Source organism: Chryseobacterium sp. MEBOG06 (assembly GCF_021869765.1).
Lineage (GTDB): Bacteria > Bacteroidota > Bacteroidia > Flavobacteriales > Weeksellaceae > Chryseobacterium.
In genome coordinates, this window is sequence record NZ_CP084580.1 from 2,857,613 (window position 1) to 2,874,988 (window position 17,376).

The window sequence follows — 17,376 nt, forward strand, 5'->3', positions numbered from 1 at the left end:
AATGGCAAAGGTTATGGAAAATTGTTGAAAGTGGTTAGTCTATTCAATACGCTTAAAGTATTCAACAGCATCTTTTATTGCCTTATCTATTGATTGGTACTTTAATTTAAGCTCTTCTACTGATTTCCGGTTGGTATAATAATTATGGACCTGAAGTGCTTTCATATTTGAAATACTCAGATTTGTTTTTATATTCAACTTTCTTAAAACCTCTCCTACTAATCCCAGAACATTAAGTATTGTGTTGGGAATAGGAATCATAAGCGGATTTTGATGGGTAATGATATTCACCTTCCTGAAAAAATCCCGATAACTTAGATTTTCATTAGCTAAAAGGTATTTCTCGCCACTTTTCCCTATTTCAACCGCTTTTATTACTCCATTGGCAGCATCTCCAGCATGCACAAAATTTTTACCTCCTTTCGGGTAGAACACCAATTTCTTCTTCCACGTCCAGAATATAATTTTCCCGGAACTCGGTTTGCTGTCGTAAGCTCCAATCATAAAGGTAGGATTCAGGATGATTATTTCCATGTTATTACAGGTCTGTAAAAGGTAGTTTTCTGCTTCCAGTTTACTTTGGGCATACAAGGATCGGGTAAAGGGATATTTTTGGTATTCCTGTTCATTTCCGGGATGCCTTCTGCATCCATATCCTAACGTATTTGCCGAGCTTATAAAAATAAATTTCTGTACACCGGATTTCTCAGCCTGTATGGATAAATTCTGTACAGCATCCACATTTACCTTCTTATAGTCCTGGTAAAACAAAAGATGCTGCCGGGTTTCTGCGGCAATGTGAATCACACAATACACTTTTTCTAAATAGAATGACAGATCTGAGAAAAGATCTCCCTCTATCAGTTTCAGGTTTTCATTTTCTTCACCCAGCCAGCTGCTTTTCTTACGCACCAGAGCAATAACAGAATAATCATCTTTTAACAGTTTAATAACGACATTGGTTCCCAGAAGTCCTGTAGCTCCGGTTACAAAAATTTTTTTCATGCTTCAATTTCTCTTTTTATCGCCTGGGTCATCAATGGGAGCTTTATCCATATGGGTATTATTTTCATCACGAGCCAGCTTATTGGGTTAACCATAATTACGGAATCTTTTTTAAATAGCTGATGTATACAGTAAGAAGCTACTTTATCCGGATTCAAAAGAGTCAGCCTTCCCATTATTCCTTGTTTTTCAATTCTTTTACAAACATCTGCATTAGTTTTCATCGCTCCGGGATTCACTACACTTACAAAGACATTTGTATCTTTTAATTCTTCATGCAGCCCTCTGGAGAATGAATGAATAAAGGATTTGGATGCCGGATATACTGTTTTAAAACCAATTGGAGAAAAAGCTGCCATACTGGATACGTTTAAGATGTAAGCTTCAGGCTGTCTTAAAAGATTAGGAAGAAGCTGATGTGTAATGAGTGAAGTAGCCGTTACATTCACCTGAAGAATCATATTGATATAATCTGATGTTGCCTCTGTGAATTTTTTGGTTCCTCCCAGGCCGGCATTATTGATTAGAATATGAATGTCAAAAGACTGATTAAGCCACTCCGTAAGTTTCATTACATTTTCATGGATTGAAAGGTCCGTTTCGTAATAATGAACTTTGATAGGGTAATTTTTTTCAAGCTCCTGTGAAAGTTCTTTCAGGTTTTGGTTTGGAAGGCTTACCAAAATAAGATTGAAATTTTTCATGGCCAGGTTTTCAGCAAAAGCTTTTCCCAATCCCTGACTTGCTCCCGTGACCACAGCATATGATTTTTTAGAATCCATAATGTTAAATTTATGGTACAAATCTATGATCGGAAGAAAGGTTTAATGTTCCATATTATCTGAACGAACTGATTTTAAAGCCCCCTATAGAAATTCATTAATTCCCTGAAAAGCAAAACGTTGTCAATAGAAAAAAGTTAAACTTTATAATCCGGAACTTATTCTTTTAAACTCAGAAGGAGTTTGACCCGTCAATTTTTTGAAGGTTGTATTAAAGGATGTCTTGGAGTTGAATCCTGACTCATAGGCAATCCCCAGAATAGACAATCTGCTGTCATTTTCTTTCAGAAGCTTTTTGGCATATTCCACTCTGAATTCATTGACATACTGGAAGAAATTCTTACCAAAACCTGTATTGATTACATAGGAAAGATGATGACTGGAAACGGACACTGTTTCTGCAAGTTTAATAAGGTTCAGTTCACTGTCAAGATAGGGTTTTTGGATACTCATAAGTGCTTCCAGCAATGTTTTGATCCTGAATAATTCTTCATCTGAAATCAACTTTCTTTTGATTTCTTCCGAATCCGGATTTTCATTAATAGAGATCAGTTCTTCGCGCTGTTTCTCTTCTAAAGGATAGATTTCTTTTTGCTTAAGAGAATAATATCCTACAAAGTAAATGACTCCTAAAAAGACAGTGTTGATAAAGAAGTTCAAGGACTTGGGATCATAAAATAGATTGTAAATAATGTAGGTAATATTCACCAGAAGAAGGACCAGAATAATGTACTCCAGCCAGTTCAGATTAATTCCTTCTGTGTTCGAAGAAAACTGCTGAATCTTCTTTTTATGCTTTTTGATCGTAATATAAGATAAGCCTGTATAAAACAGTGCCTGAATCAGAATAAGCATAATGCTCAAATATTCAAAAGGAGTTGTATATCCTAAAGCAGAAGCTGTAAGACATATAAGAAAGCCTGCAGGAAAAAGCAGAAATTTAAGATCTGTAATTTTAAACCTAAAAGAAGGGTTGGTATAAAATAAGACACTGAAATAAAAGAAAACCGGAGTCAGAAACTGAATAAAGCGAACCAGAAACAGGGAATGGAACTCTACTACGGAATGTGTAATTAAAAACAGTATTTCATCTATCCAGAAAGTGGACCACAGAAAGAGGAAAAGACCAAACCAGAAATTGGCTTTTCTGTTTACCTTTAAAGGATTGGCCAGCTTGAGCAGAGAAAGCAAAACCAATGAACCATAGATAAGTATCACGATGAAACTATTTAACTCTGATGTGTTCATTGGTTTTGATGTTTTAATTAAAAATAGTCTTTTATCCTATTCGTTTCCGGATAAAAATCTGGTATCCCAGATAGACCAGCGGAAGCGACATTATCCCCAGGAAGAGCATATTGCTTATAGCCTGCTGCGGATGCATGGCGATAGAATAAATCAGTCCGAAAAAGGCTCCTCCGAGGTGAGCAGCATGGCCAAGATTATCCCATTGCTTCGGATTCAGCATCATGTATACGGAGTATCCGAAATAGAGTGTTCCAAACAGCCATCCCGGCAAAAAGTTAACACTGATTTCATTGGGTGCCATTGCTATGGATGCAAAAATGATTCCTGAAACCGCACCGGATGCTCCTATTGCAGAATACCAAGGTTGTTTTTTATAAATCTGTAAGCTAAATAAATTCCCCAGGATCATGGCCCCGAAATAAATAATCAAAAAGCCTGTTTCTCCAAAAAAGCTGATAACCACTCCCTGAAAAAAGTACAGGGAAAGCATATTGAAAAACAAATGCATAAAGTCTGCATGTAAAAATGCAGAACTGATAAGTCTTACATATTCTTTTCGGTTGGTAATTGCCCCAACGTTGAATTTATATTTTTCAAATAATGCTATATTATTGAACCCCATGTAACTAAAAATACACGTGGCTGCTATAGTAATTAAAACAACTATATCCATTTTATGTTTTCTATTTTATTTTTTGAATCGGAACTTTCCTTATTACACCATTTTCCGATGGAATCATCTGAGACTTAATATAGTACTTATTATGGTCTTCATAAAGGTAAAAGTGTACGTCAATACCATGATCATCTCCTGAAATTATTTCCGGCAAAAATATGATCTTGCTGTTACCGGCATCCATTTTACCAAAACTTCCATAAACACTGATGGTATCACTGTTTTTTTCATTTGGGCTTTCCCACCAGATCCAAAGGTTACTGTCATCAGGACCACCCAGCTTTAATTTTGCCTTGACTACAGAATTTCCTTCTCCGGCATAGTCTTTATAATCAAGACTATATTCACCTTCCCATTTCTTAAAACTGTTTTTGTCTACTGCTTCATAATCCAGATCACTTTTTTTCACCTCTTCTTCTTCCTCTTCCGGAATAGGGTCAGTGGCATTAATTTCAGTATTCTGTTTTTTCTCAATTTTAGTTTCTACAGTCTTTTTTTCTTTACAGGAGAACATGAATAAAGCGGCCAGTAATATTGCAGGGAATAAACTTTTTTTCAAGATATTTTGCTTTTATTCAGTTTCGCTGTTTTCATCTCCCTGGAACAAGTCTCCTATGATCCCTCCTTCCTCGTCTCCATCACCAGCCGGTTCCGGATCTTCATATATTTCAGGTTCTTCTTCTACAGGTTCAGGAATAGTAATATTAATTGTTTTTACTTTAAATTTTGTAAACTGATTTCCTATTGCCTTTATTCCTTTCACCGCAATAAATTCATCAATATTTATAGTTTCAGGATCACGATCCTTACCTTTATCTTTTGCAAAAATAATTTCAGCTGTAACATTGTTGGCTACGACTACATTCTCAATGAATGATTTCGGATGTTCGGATGGCATGAAGGTTTGTATATTTACCGTATTTTCCAGTAAGAATCTCTTTATAAAATAAATATCTTTCTCCCCGTCATAGTAAATACAGGTAATGGGCTGTTCAGGTCTCCATTTTTCCAATACCAGATACTCATCATCAAAGCGATTTCCTAAATCAAAAGAGATCAGTTTTACTTCACCGTTGGTATTGATCGTCAGAATTTTGTCGTCTCCTTTAAAGTTTCCTAGTAATGTACCTCTTGCATCAGCATTGAGCCTTCTTACTGTATCATCAAACCAGATCTTTCTTGGAGCCAGGGTAGAAACGCCTTCCTCCTTCATATCCACTTTTTTTACAGCATATTTGGTCACCAGGTTTCCTTTGGAATCACGCCCTTTGATGGTAAGATCAGAGAAATTGACCTCCATTTTATTCTTCCTGATTCTGGGATTTGGTTTTAAAAGTACTGATACTGTTTCTGCTTCACCATTTGGATTAGCCGAAAAATAAAGAGTTTCTGATCCTTTTTTATCTGAAGCTAACGGATAATCTGTGTTTCGGGTTACTCCTGTTACAGAAAAACGCTTCATGTAATAAGGTCCTTCTCTCCCCTCACGGTAGATCATATTATAGACCGTCCTTTTATCATTTTTCTTCCAGATGGCCACATGAAGAATATCTTTACCAATAAATGTTTTGGCTTCTACTTTTACCACTTTCATACTTCCGTCTTTTCTGAAAGTAATGATATCATCAATATCTGAACAGTCGAACAGGTACTGATCTTTCTTAAGAGAAGTTCCTATGAAGCCTTCTTCAAAGTTTGCATAGAATTTTTCATTGGCCACGGCTACTTTTGTAGCATCAATGGTATCAAAAATTCTAAGTTCAGTTTTTCTCTGCTTATCTTTTCCGTACTTTTTCTGGATATTCAGATAATAATCAATAGCGTAAGCTATCAGATTGGCAAGATGGTATTTCACCTGCTCTATTTTACCTTCAAGAGCGGCAATATTTTCTTTGAATTTATCTAAGTCAAATCTTGAGATTCTCTTAATTCTGATTTCCGTCAGCTTTAAAATATCTTCTTCCGTTACTGCTCTTAAAAGATGTTTGGTATGAGGTTTTAATCCTGCATCGATCGTTTTTATTACGTCTTCCCAGGTTTTTACTTCTTCAATATCGTGATAGATTCTGTTTTCGATAAAGATCCTTTCCAGGGAAGAGAAATGCCAGCTTTCCTGAAGCTCATGAAGCTCTATTTCCAGTTCCTTTTTAAGCAATGAAACTGTATGATCCGTATTCATTTTCAGAATATCGGAAACATTCATAAACATTGGTTTATCTCCCACGATTACACACGCATTCGGAGAAATTGTCACCTGACAGTCTGTGAATGCGTATAAAGCATCAATCGTCTTATCCGGAGAAACATCATTATGAATATGAATCAGAATTTCTACCTTATCTGAGGTATTATCCTCTATTTTTTTGATTTTGATCTTTCCTTTTTCATTGGCTTTAAGGATAGAATCAATAAGATCAGTAGTGGTCTTTGAATATGGAAGTTCAGAGATAACCAGAGTATGTTTATCTGTTTGGGTAATTCTCGCTCTTGCTCTTACTTTACCTCCTCTGTGACCGTCATTATATTCGGAAACATCCAGATAACCGGCTGTAAGGAAATCAGGAAACAGCTCAAATTTCTTTCCTTTTAAATAGGCTACTGAAGCATTAATCAGTTCATTAAAGTTGTGTGGGAGTATTTTCGTAGAAAGCCCTACACCAATACCTTCTACTCCCTGTACAAGAAGCAAAGGAAATTTTACCGGTAAATCAACGGGTTCATTATTTCTTCCGTCGTATGATTTTGTCCATTCCGTAGTTTTAGGATTAAAAACTACTTCCAAAGCAAAAGGAGTAAGTCTTGCTTCAATATATCTTGCAGCAGCAGCAGAGTCTCCTGTATAGATATTTCCCCAGTTCCCCTGGGTATCTATCAATAGCTCTTTCTGTCCGATCTGCACCATGGCATCTGTAATGGAAGCATCACCATGAGGATGATATTTCATGGTATTCCCTACCACATTGGCTACCTTATTGTAACGGCCGTCTTCCAGTTCCCGCATTGAGTGCATGATTCTTCGCTGAACAGGCTTTAGTCCGTCATACACCGAAGGGATAGCCCTATCCAAAATTACATAGGAAGCATAATCCAGAAACCAGTCTTTATAAAGTCCGGAAACTTTCTTTAAGCTGTCACCCTCATGCGAATGTTCTTCTGTCGTCATTTGTTTTTAATCGTTTTTCTCTTTATTAGCTTTCACTACTTTATTCAGAGAGAGTTTTAAATCATTTACTTCTTTTCTGGTCAGATAAGAGATCTGATACTTCAGCATCGTAGAACCACTGTTTTTACTTGAAACAGTGATGTATAATCTTTTGAAAAAGAAAATACTGACTACATCATATTTTATCAACTTATATTTAGGAAATTCATCATGGAGTGGTTTGCTTAAAAAAGGAATAATATTCCTGTTTTTAAAATTCAGTGCTTCTCCGTCACTGTCATATTCAAAAATCTGCCGTCCGCTGATATAAAAAATAATCAGCAGCAAAGCGGGAACAATAATCAGTAAATAACTCTCATTTCCTAATGCGTTAAATCTATACCTGTTGGCCATAAATATAACGATTCCAAACACTGCTATCATCAGGAGCAGAGTGCTTAGAGAATTATAAACTGATGCTTTATTACGGTTACTTAATCTCATTTGCTCTTTGGTTTTATCAGTTTACTAATTTTCTATTTCATCAAGTATCTGTTTTTTATCAATTGCCGTATCATCTTCCACTACCAGATTTTCCAGAATAAATAACTGTCTGTCCGGTGTATTCTTGCCCATATAAAATTCTAGCAGCTGTTCTATTGTCTGATCTCTCCCCAGTACTACAGGTTCAAGACGGATATCCTGGCCGATGAAATGTTTAAATTCATCCGGAGAAATCTCTCCCAATCCTTTAAATCGTGTTATTTCAGGGTTTTTCCCAAGTTCATTTAACGCTTTTACCCTTTCAGCCTCTGAGTAGCAGTACCTTGTTTCTTTCTTATTTCTCACCCTGAACAGAGGAGTCTGAAGAATGTAAAGGTGACCGTTTTTGATCAGATCCGGGAAGAACTGCAGGAAGAAAGTAATCATCAACAGACGGATGTGCATCCCATCCACATCGGCATCAGTTGCGATAATAACATGGTTATATCTCAGATCTTCCAGGCTTTCTTCAATATTTAAAGCTGCCTGAAGGAGGTTGAATTCTTCATTTTCGTACACTACTTTTTTGGTAAGACCATAACAGTTCAGGGGCTTACCTTTCAGGGAGAATACCGCCTGTGTTTCTACGTCTCTGGACTTTGTGATGGATCCTGATGCAGAATCCCCCTCGGTAATGAAAATCTGTGTATCTCCTTTTCTTTCTGCTTTCTGATCGTTATAGTGCTGTCTGCAGTCACGAAGCTTTTTATTGTGAAGAGACACTTTTTTAGCTCTTTCTCTTGCCAGTTTCTGAATTCCGGAAAGTTCTTTTCTCTCTCTTTCAGAAATTAATATTTTCCGTTGAATTGCATCAGCGATTTCCGGGTTTTTGTGCAGGAAATTATCCAGTTTTCCTTTAAGGAAATCGATTATAAATGTTCTTACCGTAGGTCCGTTTGGCCCCATATCATTAGATCCCAGTTTGGTTTTGGTCTGAGATTCGAAAACCGGTTCTTCAACATTGATCGAAATAGCAGCAATGATAGACTTTCTGATATCAGAAGCGTCAAAACTTTTATTAAAGAATTCACGAATCGTTTTTACATATGCTTCACGAAATGCATTAAGGTGTGTACCTCCCTGCGTTGTATTCTGTCCGTTTACGAACGAGAAGTAGGTTTCCATCTGAGACTTGTCAGAATGGGTAATTGCCACTTCAATATCCTCGTCTTTCAAATGAACAATCGGATAAAGAACATCGCTTTCCATCTCTTCTTCAAGGAGATCCTTAAGACCATTTTCAGAAAAATAGGTTTCTCCGTTGAAGATAATTTTCAGTCCCGGATTCAGGTACGCATAGTTACGGAGCATTCTTTCGATATACTCTTTACGGTATTTAAAGTGCAGGAAGATATCTCCATCAGGAACAAAGGAAATCTCTGTACCATTTCTGTCCGAGGAGTCCTTTTCATCAAAATTTTCTGTGATAATACCACGGGAGAATTCGGCTACTTTCATTTTACCATCACGGAAAGAGCGTACTCTGAAGTATTCAGAAAGTGCATTCACCGCCTTGGTACCCACCCCATTCAATCCGACAGATTTTTTAAACGCCTTACTGTCGTACTTACCTCCGGTATTCATTTTGGAAACAGCATCTACTACTTTTCCAAGCGGGATACCACGCCCAAAGTCACGAATCGTAACTTTGCCTTCGTCCACTTTTATTTCAATTCTTTTCCCTGATCTCATCCTGAACTCATCAATGGAGTTGTCCAGGATCTCTTTGAGCAGGATATAAATACCATCATCGGCAGACGAACCATCGCCAAGCTTCCCGATATACATTCCGGGACGCAGGCGGATATGTTCCTGCCAATCAAGGGTTCTGATATTATCTTCTGAGTAGGTTGGATTTATTTCTTGTGACATATATGATTTCAGCAAACATACAAAAGTACGAAATTGCATAAAATTACGCGAATTTTAAGATCCATTTTTTCTCAAATTTATTCATTATGGAATGTTCTATTATCAATCACCGCCTTATTTTCATAGTATTCAACAAAAAGTGACATACTAGTGGCAATATACCTGAAATTTGATTTATATTTAAAATAACTGCAACTAAAAATAACATCATTTATATCCTTAGAAAGAATTCTGAGAGTTTTGACGAATTCACAAAGGTTATCTCAACAACTTCATAAAATCTTTTTATTTTTAAAGGATTACTGCCATTTAATTTACTCCCAATAAAAACCTTCCTTATTTCCCTCGCGGACATTCACACAAATCCGGTTCCAATTCCTCTTTTGAGCACAGATAAAACAAGCTGCTTTTATGGAATTCCCCTGTTTTAAATAATTTTTGATTTATGATTGCAAAAAATGAATTAAATTCGAGGTAAGTAAAAATATGCTTTAATGATACAACTTCCTCTTTCCAAACTTTCTGATGTAGGAACTACTATTTTCAGCCAAATGACACAGCTTGCCAACGAAAATGAGGCTATTAACCTTTCGCAGGGATTCCCGGATTATATGCCGGATCCGGAATTGCTGAATTATGTAGATGATTTTATAAAAAAAGGGTTTAATCAATATGCTCCGCTAGGTGGAATGATAGGACTAAAGGAAGAGATTGCCAGAAAGATCGAAAACAGTCATCAGGCAGTTTATCATCCTGATTCTGAAATAACAGTTACTGCCGGGGGAACTCAGGCTATTTTTACAGCTATTGCCACGTTTATCAAAAAAGATGACGAAGTGGTCATTTTTGAACCGGCCTATGACTGCTATGAACCTACAGTAGAACTTTTTGGTGGTCTTGTAAAACGTTTTGAAATGAAAGCTCCTGATTATAATATTGATTGGAATGCGGTAAAAAATCTGATCAGTGAAAAAACAAAAATGATCATCCTCAACAACCCGAACAATCCGTCAGGAAGAATTTTAAATGAAAATGATATTCAGGAACTTATTCAGTTGGTAAAAGGTACTTCCATTTTAATTTTAAGTGATGAAGTTTATGAAAATATTGTTTTTGACGGGAAACAGCATTTAAGCATCTGCAAATATCCTGAGCTTAAAGAAAGAAGTCTTTTAGTTGCCTCTTTCGGAAAGCTATTCCATGTTACAGGCTGGAAAGTGGGTTATTGCGCTGCTCCGAAGAATTTAACAGATGAATTCAGAAAGGTCCATCAGTTTAATGTTTTCTGTGTGAACACCCCTGTTCAGCTTGCTTTGGCTGAGTATATGAAAAATGATGAGCATTACATTCATCTGAATCAGTTTTTCCAGGAAAAAAGAGATTTCCTGAGAAACGGCCTCTCCGGAACTTCTTTTGAGCTTTTGGATTGTGAAGGGACTTATTTTCAAGCTGTTAAATACGACAGAATTTCTGATAAAAATGATTTTGACTTCGCTTCAGAGCTGACCATCAATCATAAAGTGGCAAGTGTTCCGTTTTCATCTTTTTATAAACAGAAAAGAAACGATCATGTAATCAGACTATGTTTCGCAAAAAAACAGGAAACTCTGGAAAAAGCACTTGAAAATCTGTCTAAACTTTAATTTCTATATCAGCGGAGAAAGCAGCCTGGCCAGATGTTCGAAGAAAACTTTGGCCTTTGATCTTTTTCTCCATGTACTAAGATGAATTTCTTCACAGTCTTTCATATCCTGATGAAACAATTCTTCAAGAGTTTTGTTGATTGCCCGGTCGAAAACCAGCGCATTGACTTCGAAGTTCAGTTCCTGACTTCTGACATCCATATTGGCTGTTCCTACAGATGAAAAGTTATCATCTATAATCATGGTTTTGGCGTGAAGGAAACCTTTTTTATAAAAGAAAACCCTTACTTTGCTTTCTAAAAGCTCGTCATAATAAGAGTAAGCCGCAGCATTGACGATGATGGAATCACCGAACTTAGGAACCATCAGCCTTACGTCCACTCCGGAAATAGCGGCCTGTTTTATAGCATTCAGAACCGTTTCAACCGGGATAAAATATGGGGTAACAATGTATATTCTTTTTTTGGCAGCAAGTACCGCTGAAGCAGTACTGAGCATAATGGAAGGTTTGGTATCCGGTCCGCTGGCTGCTGTCTGAATAAGTGAAGTTCCCCCTTCTTTATTTTTATGGGCAAAATATAATTGGGAGATTTCGGGAATTTTTTCTGTAGCAAAGATCCAGTTACTGAAAAATAAAAACTGAAAATAAAAAGCAGCTTCGCCTTTAATATAGAGATGAACATCCCTCCAATATTGCTTTGAATTGGGATTAATGTATTTATCGGAAACGTTGATACCTCCTGTAAATACTTCTTCACCGTCCACAATAATAATCTTTCTGTGATCCCGGTAATTAACCCTGTTGGCAAGCAGCCTGAAGGTAATTTTGTTAACGGGAGATATTTCCACTCCTCCGGATTTCAGTCTTTTCAAAAGTGTACGCCCTATTTTACCGCTTCCCATGTCATCATATAAAAAACGGACTTTAACCCCTTCTGATGCCTTTTTTATCAAAACATCAGCAAGTCTGTTTCCTATATCGTCATTATCATAAATATAATACTCCAGATGAATATGATGAACAGCCCTGTTGATTACCTCAAAAACTTTTTCGAATTTACCTTCTCCATTGATCAGGATCTCCGCATGGTTACCCTCTGATAATGGAGAATGCCCGGCTTTGTAAAGAAAATTGACCGTCGTAAGAAAATTGTCTATTTCACCTTTATGATTTTCCAGTGTTTTATAGTGGGTTTCACGGATGTAAGTACTGATTTCATTATAAACCTGCTCATTACGTTCTATTTTAAATGTATAGAATTTATTTTTTCTGTAATTGACTCCAAAAACGAAGTAGATGATAATTCCGAAAACAGGAAGAAAGATAATCAGCATCAGATAAGCCAGTGTCTTGCTGGTGTTTCTGGTATCCATAATAATTTTTGCGGCCAGAAAAATAATCCCCACAAGATAGAGACCTTCAAGGCCCAGAAGGATATAAGGAAACTGGTCGAAAAAATCTTTAATCATAGCTATTAACTTTGCAGATAATAAAGTTAGTGAAAAAAGCAAAATAATTATTCCCAATATTATAATCCCTGATGTATAGAGCCGGAATGTCATTAAAAATAATAAGAACCTGCCTCTTCAGACCGGTTCTTATTATTTTCATAGTTTTATCTGTAAAAAGATTGTATCAGATAGGAAAAAGAACTTTATAAGAACATTCCTCCTGAAACTTCAATTCTCTGGCCGTTGATCCATCGTGCATCTTCAGTACACAAAAAGGCTACTACTCCACCAATGTCATCAGGAAGTCCCACCCTTCCTAAAGCGGTAGCCCCCGCAACCATTGCATTAATTTCTTCATTATCTCTTACTCTTCCTCCTCCAAAATCAGTTTCTATAGCCCCCGGAGCCACCACATTGGCCTTAATTCTTCTTGCCCCAAGCTCTTTAGCCATATATTTTGTAAGCATTTCTACACCGGCCTTGACAGATCCGTAAATAGATGATCCAGGTGTTGCAAATCTGGCTAATCCTGAGGAAATATTAACAATTCCGCCTCCGTCATTGATGAAGGGAAGAAATTTCTGGGTTAAGAAAAACACTCCTTTAAAATGAATGTCTACAACATCATCCAGCTGTTCTTCTGTAACTTCTGTAATAGGCGAATATAAGGCTGTTCCCGCATTATTAATAAGATAATCAATATGAGTACTTCCCGTATTCTGCTGTAAATGATCTGTCACTTCTTTTACAAAGGGATCAAAGTTCTTAATGTCTTTTGTATCCAACTGAAAGGCTGCAGCATTTCTTCCTATAGCCCTTATTTCATTGACTACCGCTTCTGCTTCATCTTTATTGCTTCTGTAAGTGATGATGACATCTAATCCTTTTTGAGCGATTTTAAGGGCAGAATTTTTCCCCAATCCACGGCTTCCTCCGGTTACCAATGCGATTTTTGTTTTTGTGTTCATTTTATTTTGATTATTTTGATGGTACAAAGTTGAGGGTTTTTGAGAATACAATATTTGCTTGAATCAATCTGAAATTTGCAAAATTCAAATCATGACCGAAATTCTAAAGGAGTAAAAGAGGTTTTCCTTTTAAAGAAGTTTGAAAAATGGGCTATTTCTTCAAAGCCTAAGGCATAAGATATTTCAGAAACATTCCATTTCGTTTGTCTTAAAAGAATTTTTGCCTCCTGAATGATCCGGTCAGAGATTAGCTCTGTAGTGGTTTTCCCTGTATTATCTTTTAGTTTTTTATTTAAATAATTAACATGTACGGCCAGTCTGTCTGCATAATCCTTTGCTGTTTTCAACTGCAGTCTCTGTTCTGAAGATTCAATAGGGAACTGTCTTTCCAGTAACTCTATAAACAGAGAAACAACTCTCATTGAAGCGTCATTTAATGCAGATATTTTGGTCGCCGGCTGTAGTTTTTGTCCGTAGTGAATCAATTCCAGCACATAATTTCTGATCAGGTCATATTTAAAGATATAATCCGAACTGATTTCTTTTTTTATTTTCTTAAAGAGATATTCTATTTCTTCTGCCAGCTCATCGTCAATTTCGAATACAGGAACTCCACCAGGCTGGAATATAGGCAGATCTTCAAGATTATAATAGGATTTATCTTTGATAAAGAAATCTTCCGTAAATACACAGAAACTTCCAGACTGCTCAGGATCTTCAGGGATCCAGTGGTAAGGAACTTTAGGAGTGGCAAATAACAGGGCATTCTGTCGTATAGAAATTACCTTGTCTGCATATTCTGCTCTGTTCTTCCCTTTGATAAAACTTATTTTATAATATCTCCTTCTATTATAGGGCATTTCAGAAGTAGATTTTGCTTTTTCTATGGTCTGGGCAATATCAAATACATTGAAATGACCAATATCTTTATGAAGACCCTTGGGAAAAATACTTTCCAGATCCTGGCCTAATTTTGAAGCCATTTCTCTATAGAAATCTTCCAGTGAAGTATGGGCTATTTTTTCCATAACATTGGGTTTGTAAAATTCAAATATACAAAGTTACAGAATAGGTTTGTTCTTAATTTTACCAAATTGCTTTAAACGCACCTATTTCAGTCAATCATTTACAATTCCGTACAAACCAATTCTTATTTTTCTAAATACAGTGATATACTTCATTTATTTTTCTTACATTCGCAATACTAACTTACTAAAAATCAAACTATATGAAAAATCAAAATTTAACAAAGGGAAAAAAATTAAACAAGAAGGAATTAAAATTTATTCAGGGAGGGATGATGGACTGCATGCAGCCTACGATATGCACAGATCCTCCATGCGAGGTTTATCCACCTGATGATGTAAGAAACTGCACCACAATATCCAGTGGCTGTGCTCAAAAAATATGCAGACCATAATCTGAAAAATCTTATTTAACCAAAAATCAAATAGCATGAAAAATCAAAACCTAAACCACGGAAAAAAACTGAATAAAAAACAATTAAGAATTATCACCGGCGGAAAAGAAATGTGCCTGCTAAGTAATCTGACCTGTAAGAGATTTTCTTTGGCCTGCGCAGAACCGCAGTGCCAGCCTACTATTGAGCTGCAATAGCAGCTAATATACAAAAATACAAATGCTTCCGCTCATCCGGAAGCATTTGTTATGTTCATTAAAAACTAATTCATTTAAATTTTAAACTATGAAAAATCATCATTTCTACAAAGGGAAAAAACTAAGTAAAAAAGAGCTGAGAACAATAGCTGGTGGATTAAAAAAATGTTTTTACGCAGGGGGTTGTCTTAGAATTAGCGAAGACTGTGCGGAACCGCAATGTAATATATTGCATGATCCCGCGTAACCTTAACTATAAAAAGTACTACCAGCTCCTGAATGCAAAAAGCGCCCCCAAATTCATGGAAGCGCTTTTTTATTACAAACTAACTTTAATATTTTTCTCTTTTATACATTGAATCTAAAGTGCATGATGTCACCATCCTGAACGATATATTCTTTACCTTCAACAGAAAGTTTTCCGGCTTCTTTTATTTTTACCTCAGAACCGTAATGAAGATAATCTTCGTATTTAATTACTTCTGCACGGATGAAACCTTTTTCAAAGTCTGTGTGAATCACTCCGGCAGCCTGTGGAGCTGTCCATCCCTGTCCAATAGTCCATGCTCTTACTTCTTTTACTCCAGCGGTAAAATAAGTCTGAAGTTTTAAAAGATCATAAGCTTTTCTGATCAGACGGTTTACTCCTGGCTCCTTAAGACCTAACTCTTCAAGGAATATTTCTCTTTCTTCAAAGGTTTCCAATTCGTTGATATCTGCTTCAATCTGAGCAGCTAATACTACAACTTCAGCACCTTCATTTTGAGCCATTTCTTCAATCTTCCCAATCCAGTCGTTCCCGTTTTTAATAGAATTCTCATCTACATTACAAACGTAAAGTACCGGTTTATTGGTTAAAAGCTGAACTTCTCCAATGATTGATTTTGTAAAATCATCAGTAGCAAATTCTCTTGCATTTTTACCGTCTTCAAGGAATTTCTGTAAATTCTGAAGTGTTTCGAAAGTAAGAATATCTTCTTTCTTCCCAGATTTGATAAACTTCTTAGCTTTTTCTACTGCTTTCCCTACTGTTTCAAGGTCTTTCAGCTGCAATTCAATATCAATGATTTCTTTATCTCTTAAAGGATCTACTGAACCTTCAACGTGAATAATATTTCCATTATCAAAACATCTTAAAACGTGTACAATTGCCTCACACTCACGGATGTTTGCCAAGAACTGGTTCCCCAATCCTTCTCCTTTGCTGGCTCCTTTTACAAGACCTGCAATATCAACGATTTCAACTACAGCAGGCAAAACTCTTTCAGGTTTTACTATTTTCTCCAGTTCAAACAGTCTTTCATCCGGTACTGAAACCGTCCCTAAGTTGGGTTCAATAGTACAGAAAGGATAGTTTGCTGACTGAGCTTTTGCGTTGCTCAGACAGTTAAAAAGTGTTGATTTACCTACATTCGGCAGGCCTACGATTCCACATTTCATATTGTAAAATTCAAAGTTTAAGGTTTAGGGTTTAAAGTTCAATGTCTAGGGGTTAAAGTTTTTATTTCTTTTAACGCTTTCTGGTTGAACCTTTAACTTTCAGCGTGCAAAGATAGTGTTTTTTAGGGTAGTTTCATAATAAAAAAAATCTGCCATTATTATGACAGATTTTCAAACAGTTCGTGTTCTACTGGCTTATTTATGGGTTGCTTCCGGTAGCTTGCTGAGCCAGCGGAACGTCATTTGGAGTTGACTGTAATGTTTTATCTAAAGTAAATAATGATTCATCAGTTGCTCTATCTCCTCCTGCAATTTTTAATTTGTCAATCAAACTCTGCGCTAAAGTTTCTTCTTCAATTTGTTCCTGTACAAACCATTGCATAAAGTTCCAGGTTGCCCAGTCCTTTTCTTCCATAGAAAGGTCCACAATTTTGTAGATGGCTGTAGTATTGTCTACTTCATGTTTAAAAACACCGTCAAAACAGGCAGTAAGTGTTTTCGGATCTGCAGGAGGGGCAGGTATTGCATTAACTTTTGGCTTTCCACCTCTGTTCAAAATATATTCCATGAACTTGATGGAGTGATTTCTTTCTTCCTGAGCATGGCGGTAAAGAAAGTTGGCAATTCCCTGATAGCCTTTGTCATCGGCCCAAATTCCATAGGATAAAAAAATATGTGATGCATGAATTTCCTTGTTCATCTGATCGCTAAGCGCTTTTTCTATGCTTGTGGAAAGTCTTTTGGTATTCATAATGTTAAATTTTGGTGATTATAGCATTGATCATGCAAAAATGATTCCGATACCATTTTATTTTTTGACAAAAACATTCACAAATACATTATACATTACTGAAAAACAATATTTTAAGTTTATAATTTATAGTTATTCTAAAATATAAATTAGCGATCAGAACTTGACTTCAGAGCAACGAGAGTGTTTCATTTCATTATAAACTACATATTTTTAAGGGTAACCAAATGTTTTATA

At 36.2% G+C, this 17,376-nt stretch carries 16 protein-coding genes; 3 read left to right on the plus strand and 13 right to left on the minus strand.

What is annotated here, in order from left to right; genetic code table 11:
- Positions 1-39: 39 nt before the first annotated feature.
- The 8 genes from LF887_RS13150 to LF887_RS13185 all read right to left on the minus strand — a co-directional run bounded on the left by LF887_RS13150 (position 40) and on the right by LF887_RS13185 (position 9,268).
- Positions 40-1,005: an NAD-dependent epimerase/dehydratase family protein gene (locus LF887_RS13150; RefSeq protein WP_236854663.1), complete on the minus strand. Its 966-nt coding sequence runs from the start codon at positions 1,003-1,005 to the stop codon at positions 40-42.
- Positions 1,002-1,787 carry an SDR family NAD(P)-dependent oxidoreductase gene (locus LF887_RS13155; RefSeq protein ID WP_236854664.1) on the minus strand — a complete coding sequence of 262 codons (786 nt, stop codon included), beginning with the start codon at positions 1,785-1,787 and terminating at the stop codon, positions 1,002-1,004. The genes LF887_RS13150 and LF887_RS13155 overlap by 4 nt, the downstream gene beginning before the upstream one ends.
- Positions 1,788-1,931: 144 nt before the next feature.
- Positions 1,932-3,035, minus strand: coding sequence for a helix-turn-helix domain-containing protein (locus LF887_RS13160; RefSeq protein WP_236854665.1), 1,104 nt, complete (start codon positions 3,033-3,035; stop codon positions 1,932-1,934).
- A 31-nt stretch (positions 3,036-3,066) separates the two neighbouring features.
- A complete protein-coding gene (locus LF887_RS13165) occupies positions 3,067-3,708 on the minus strand; it encodes a rhomboid family intramembrane serine protease (protein WP_236854666.1) in 642 nt (213 codons plus the stop codon).
- Positions 3,709-3,718: 10 nt separating this feature from the next.
- Positions 3,719-4,270 carry a hypothetical protein gene (locus LF887_RS13170; protein ID WP_236854667.1) on the minus strand — a complete coding sequence of 184 codons (552 nt, stop codon included), beginning with the start codon at positions 4,268-4,270 and terminating at the stop codon, positions 3,719-3,721.
- 12 nt (positions 4,271-4,282) lie between these two features.
- Entirely contained in the window at positions 4,283-6,874 is a 2,592-nt protein-coding gene (locus tag LF887_RS13175; protein ID WP_236854668.1) for a DNA gyrase/topoisomerase IV subunit A, read from the minus strand.
- Between the two features lie 6 nt (positions 6,875-6,880).
- The gene (locus LF887_RS13180; protein WP_236854669.1) at positions 6,881-7,357 is read right to left on the minus strand and encodes a hypothetical protein; all 477 of its coding nucleotides are present in this window, start codon (positions 7,355-7,357) and stop codon (positions 6,881-6,883) included.
- Between the two features lie 24 nt (positions 7,358-7,381).
- Entirely contained in the window at positions 7,382-9,268 is a 1,887-nt protein-coding gene (locus LF887_RS13185) for a DNA topoisomerase IV subunit B (protein WP_236854670.1), read from the minus strand.
- 494 nt (positions 9,269-9,762) lie between these two features.
- On the opposite strand from LF887_RS13185, the gene LF887_RS13190 reads away from it, so the two are divergent.
- Positions 9,763-10,911, plus strand: a complete 1,149-nt coding sequence (locus LF887_RS13190) for a methionine aminotransferase (protein ID WP_236854671.1) — start codon at positions 9,763-9,765, stop codon at positions 10,909-10,911.
- A 3-nt stretch (positions 10,912-10,914) separates the two neighbouring features.
- Here LF887_RS13190 and cls read toward each other — a convergent pair whose 3' ends face one another.
- From cls to LF887_RS13205, 3 genes are all read right to left on the minus strand, one after another.
- The gene (gene cls / locus LF887_RS13195) at positions 10,915-12,381 is read right to left on the minus strand and encodes a cardiolipin synthase (RefSeq protein WP_236854672.1); all 1,467 of its coding nucleotides are present in this window, start codon (positions 12,379-12,381) and stop codon (positions 10,915-10,917) included.
- A gap of 185 nt (positions 12,382-12,566) precedes the next feature.
- Positions 12,567-13,331: an SDR family NAD(P)-dependent oxidoreductase gene (locus tag LF887_RS13200; RefSeq protein ID WP_236854673.1), complete on the minus strand. Its 765-nt coding sequence runs from the start codon at positions 13,329-13,331 to the stop codon at positions 12,567-12,569.
- Positions 13,332-13,420: 89 nt separating this feature from the next.
- Positions 13,421-14,359, minus strand: coding sequence for a helix-turn-helix domain-containing protein (locus LF887_RS13205; protein ID WP_236854674.1), 939 nt, complete (start codon positions 14,357-14,359; stop codon positions 13,421-13,423).
- A gap of 200 nt (positions 14,360-14,559) precedes the next feature.
- Here LF887_RS13205 and LF887_RS13210 point away from each other — a divergent pair, with 200 nt between their 5' ends.
- Both LF887_RS13210 and LF887_RS13215 read left to right on the plus strand, forming a co-directional pair.
- Positions 14,560-14,751: a hypothetical protein gene (locus LF887_RS13210; protein ID WP_236854675.1), complete on the plus strand. Its 192-nt coding sequence runs from the start codon at positions 14,560-14,562 to the stop codon at positions 14,749-14,751.
- Positions 14,752-14,786: 35 nt separating this feature from the next.
- On the plus strand, positions 14,787-14,948 hold the full coding sequence (locus tag LF887_RS13215; protein WP_236854676.1) for a hypothetical protein: 162 nt from the start codon (positions 14,787-14,789) through the stop codon (positions 14,946-14,948).
- A 348-nt stretch (positions 14,949-15,296) separates the two neighbouring features.
- Here LF887_RS13215 and ychF read toward each other — a convergent pair whose 3' ends face one another.
- Together ychF and LF887_RS13225 are read right to left on the minus strand one after the other, a co-directional pair.
- The gene (gene ychF, locus LF887_RS13220; protein ID WP_236854677.1) at positions 15,297-16,388 is read right to left on the minus strand and encodes a redox-regulated ATPase YchF; all 1,092 of its coding nucleotides are present in this window, start codon (positions 16,386-16,388) and stop codon (positions 15,297-15,299) included.
- 199 nt (positions 16,389-16,587) lie between these two features.
- Positions 16,588-17,139 carry a ferritin gene (locus tag LF887_RS13225; RefSeq protein WP_236854678.1) on the minus strand — a complete coding sequence of 184 codons (552 nt, stop codon included), beginning with the start codon at positions 17,137-17,139 and terminating at the stop codon, positions 16,588-16,590.
- Positions 17,140-17,376: the final 237 nt, after the last annotated feature.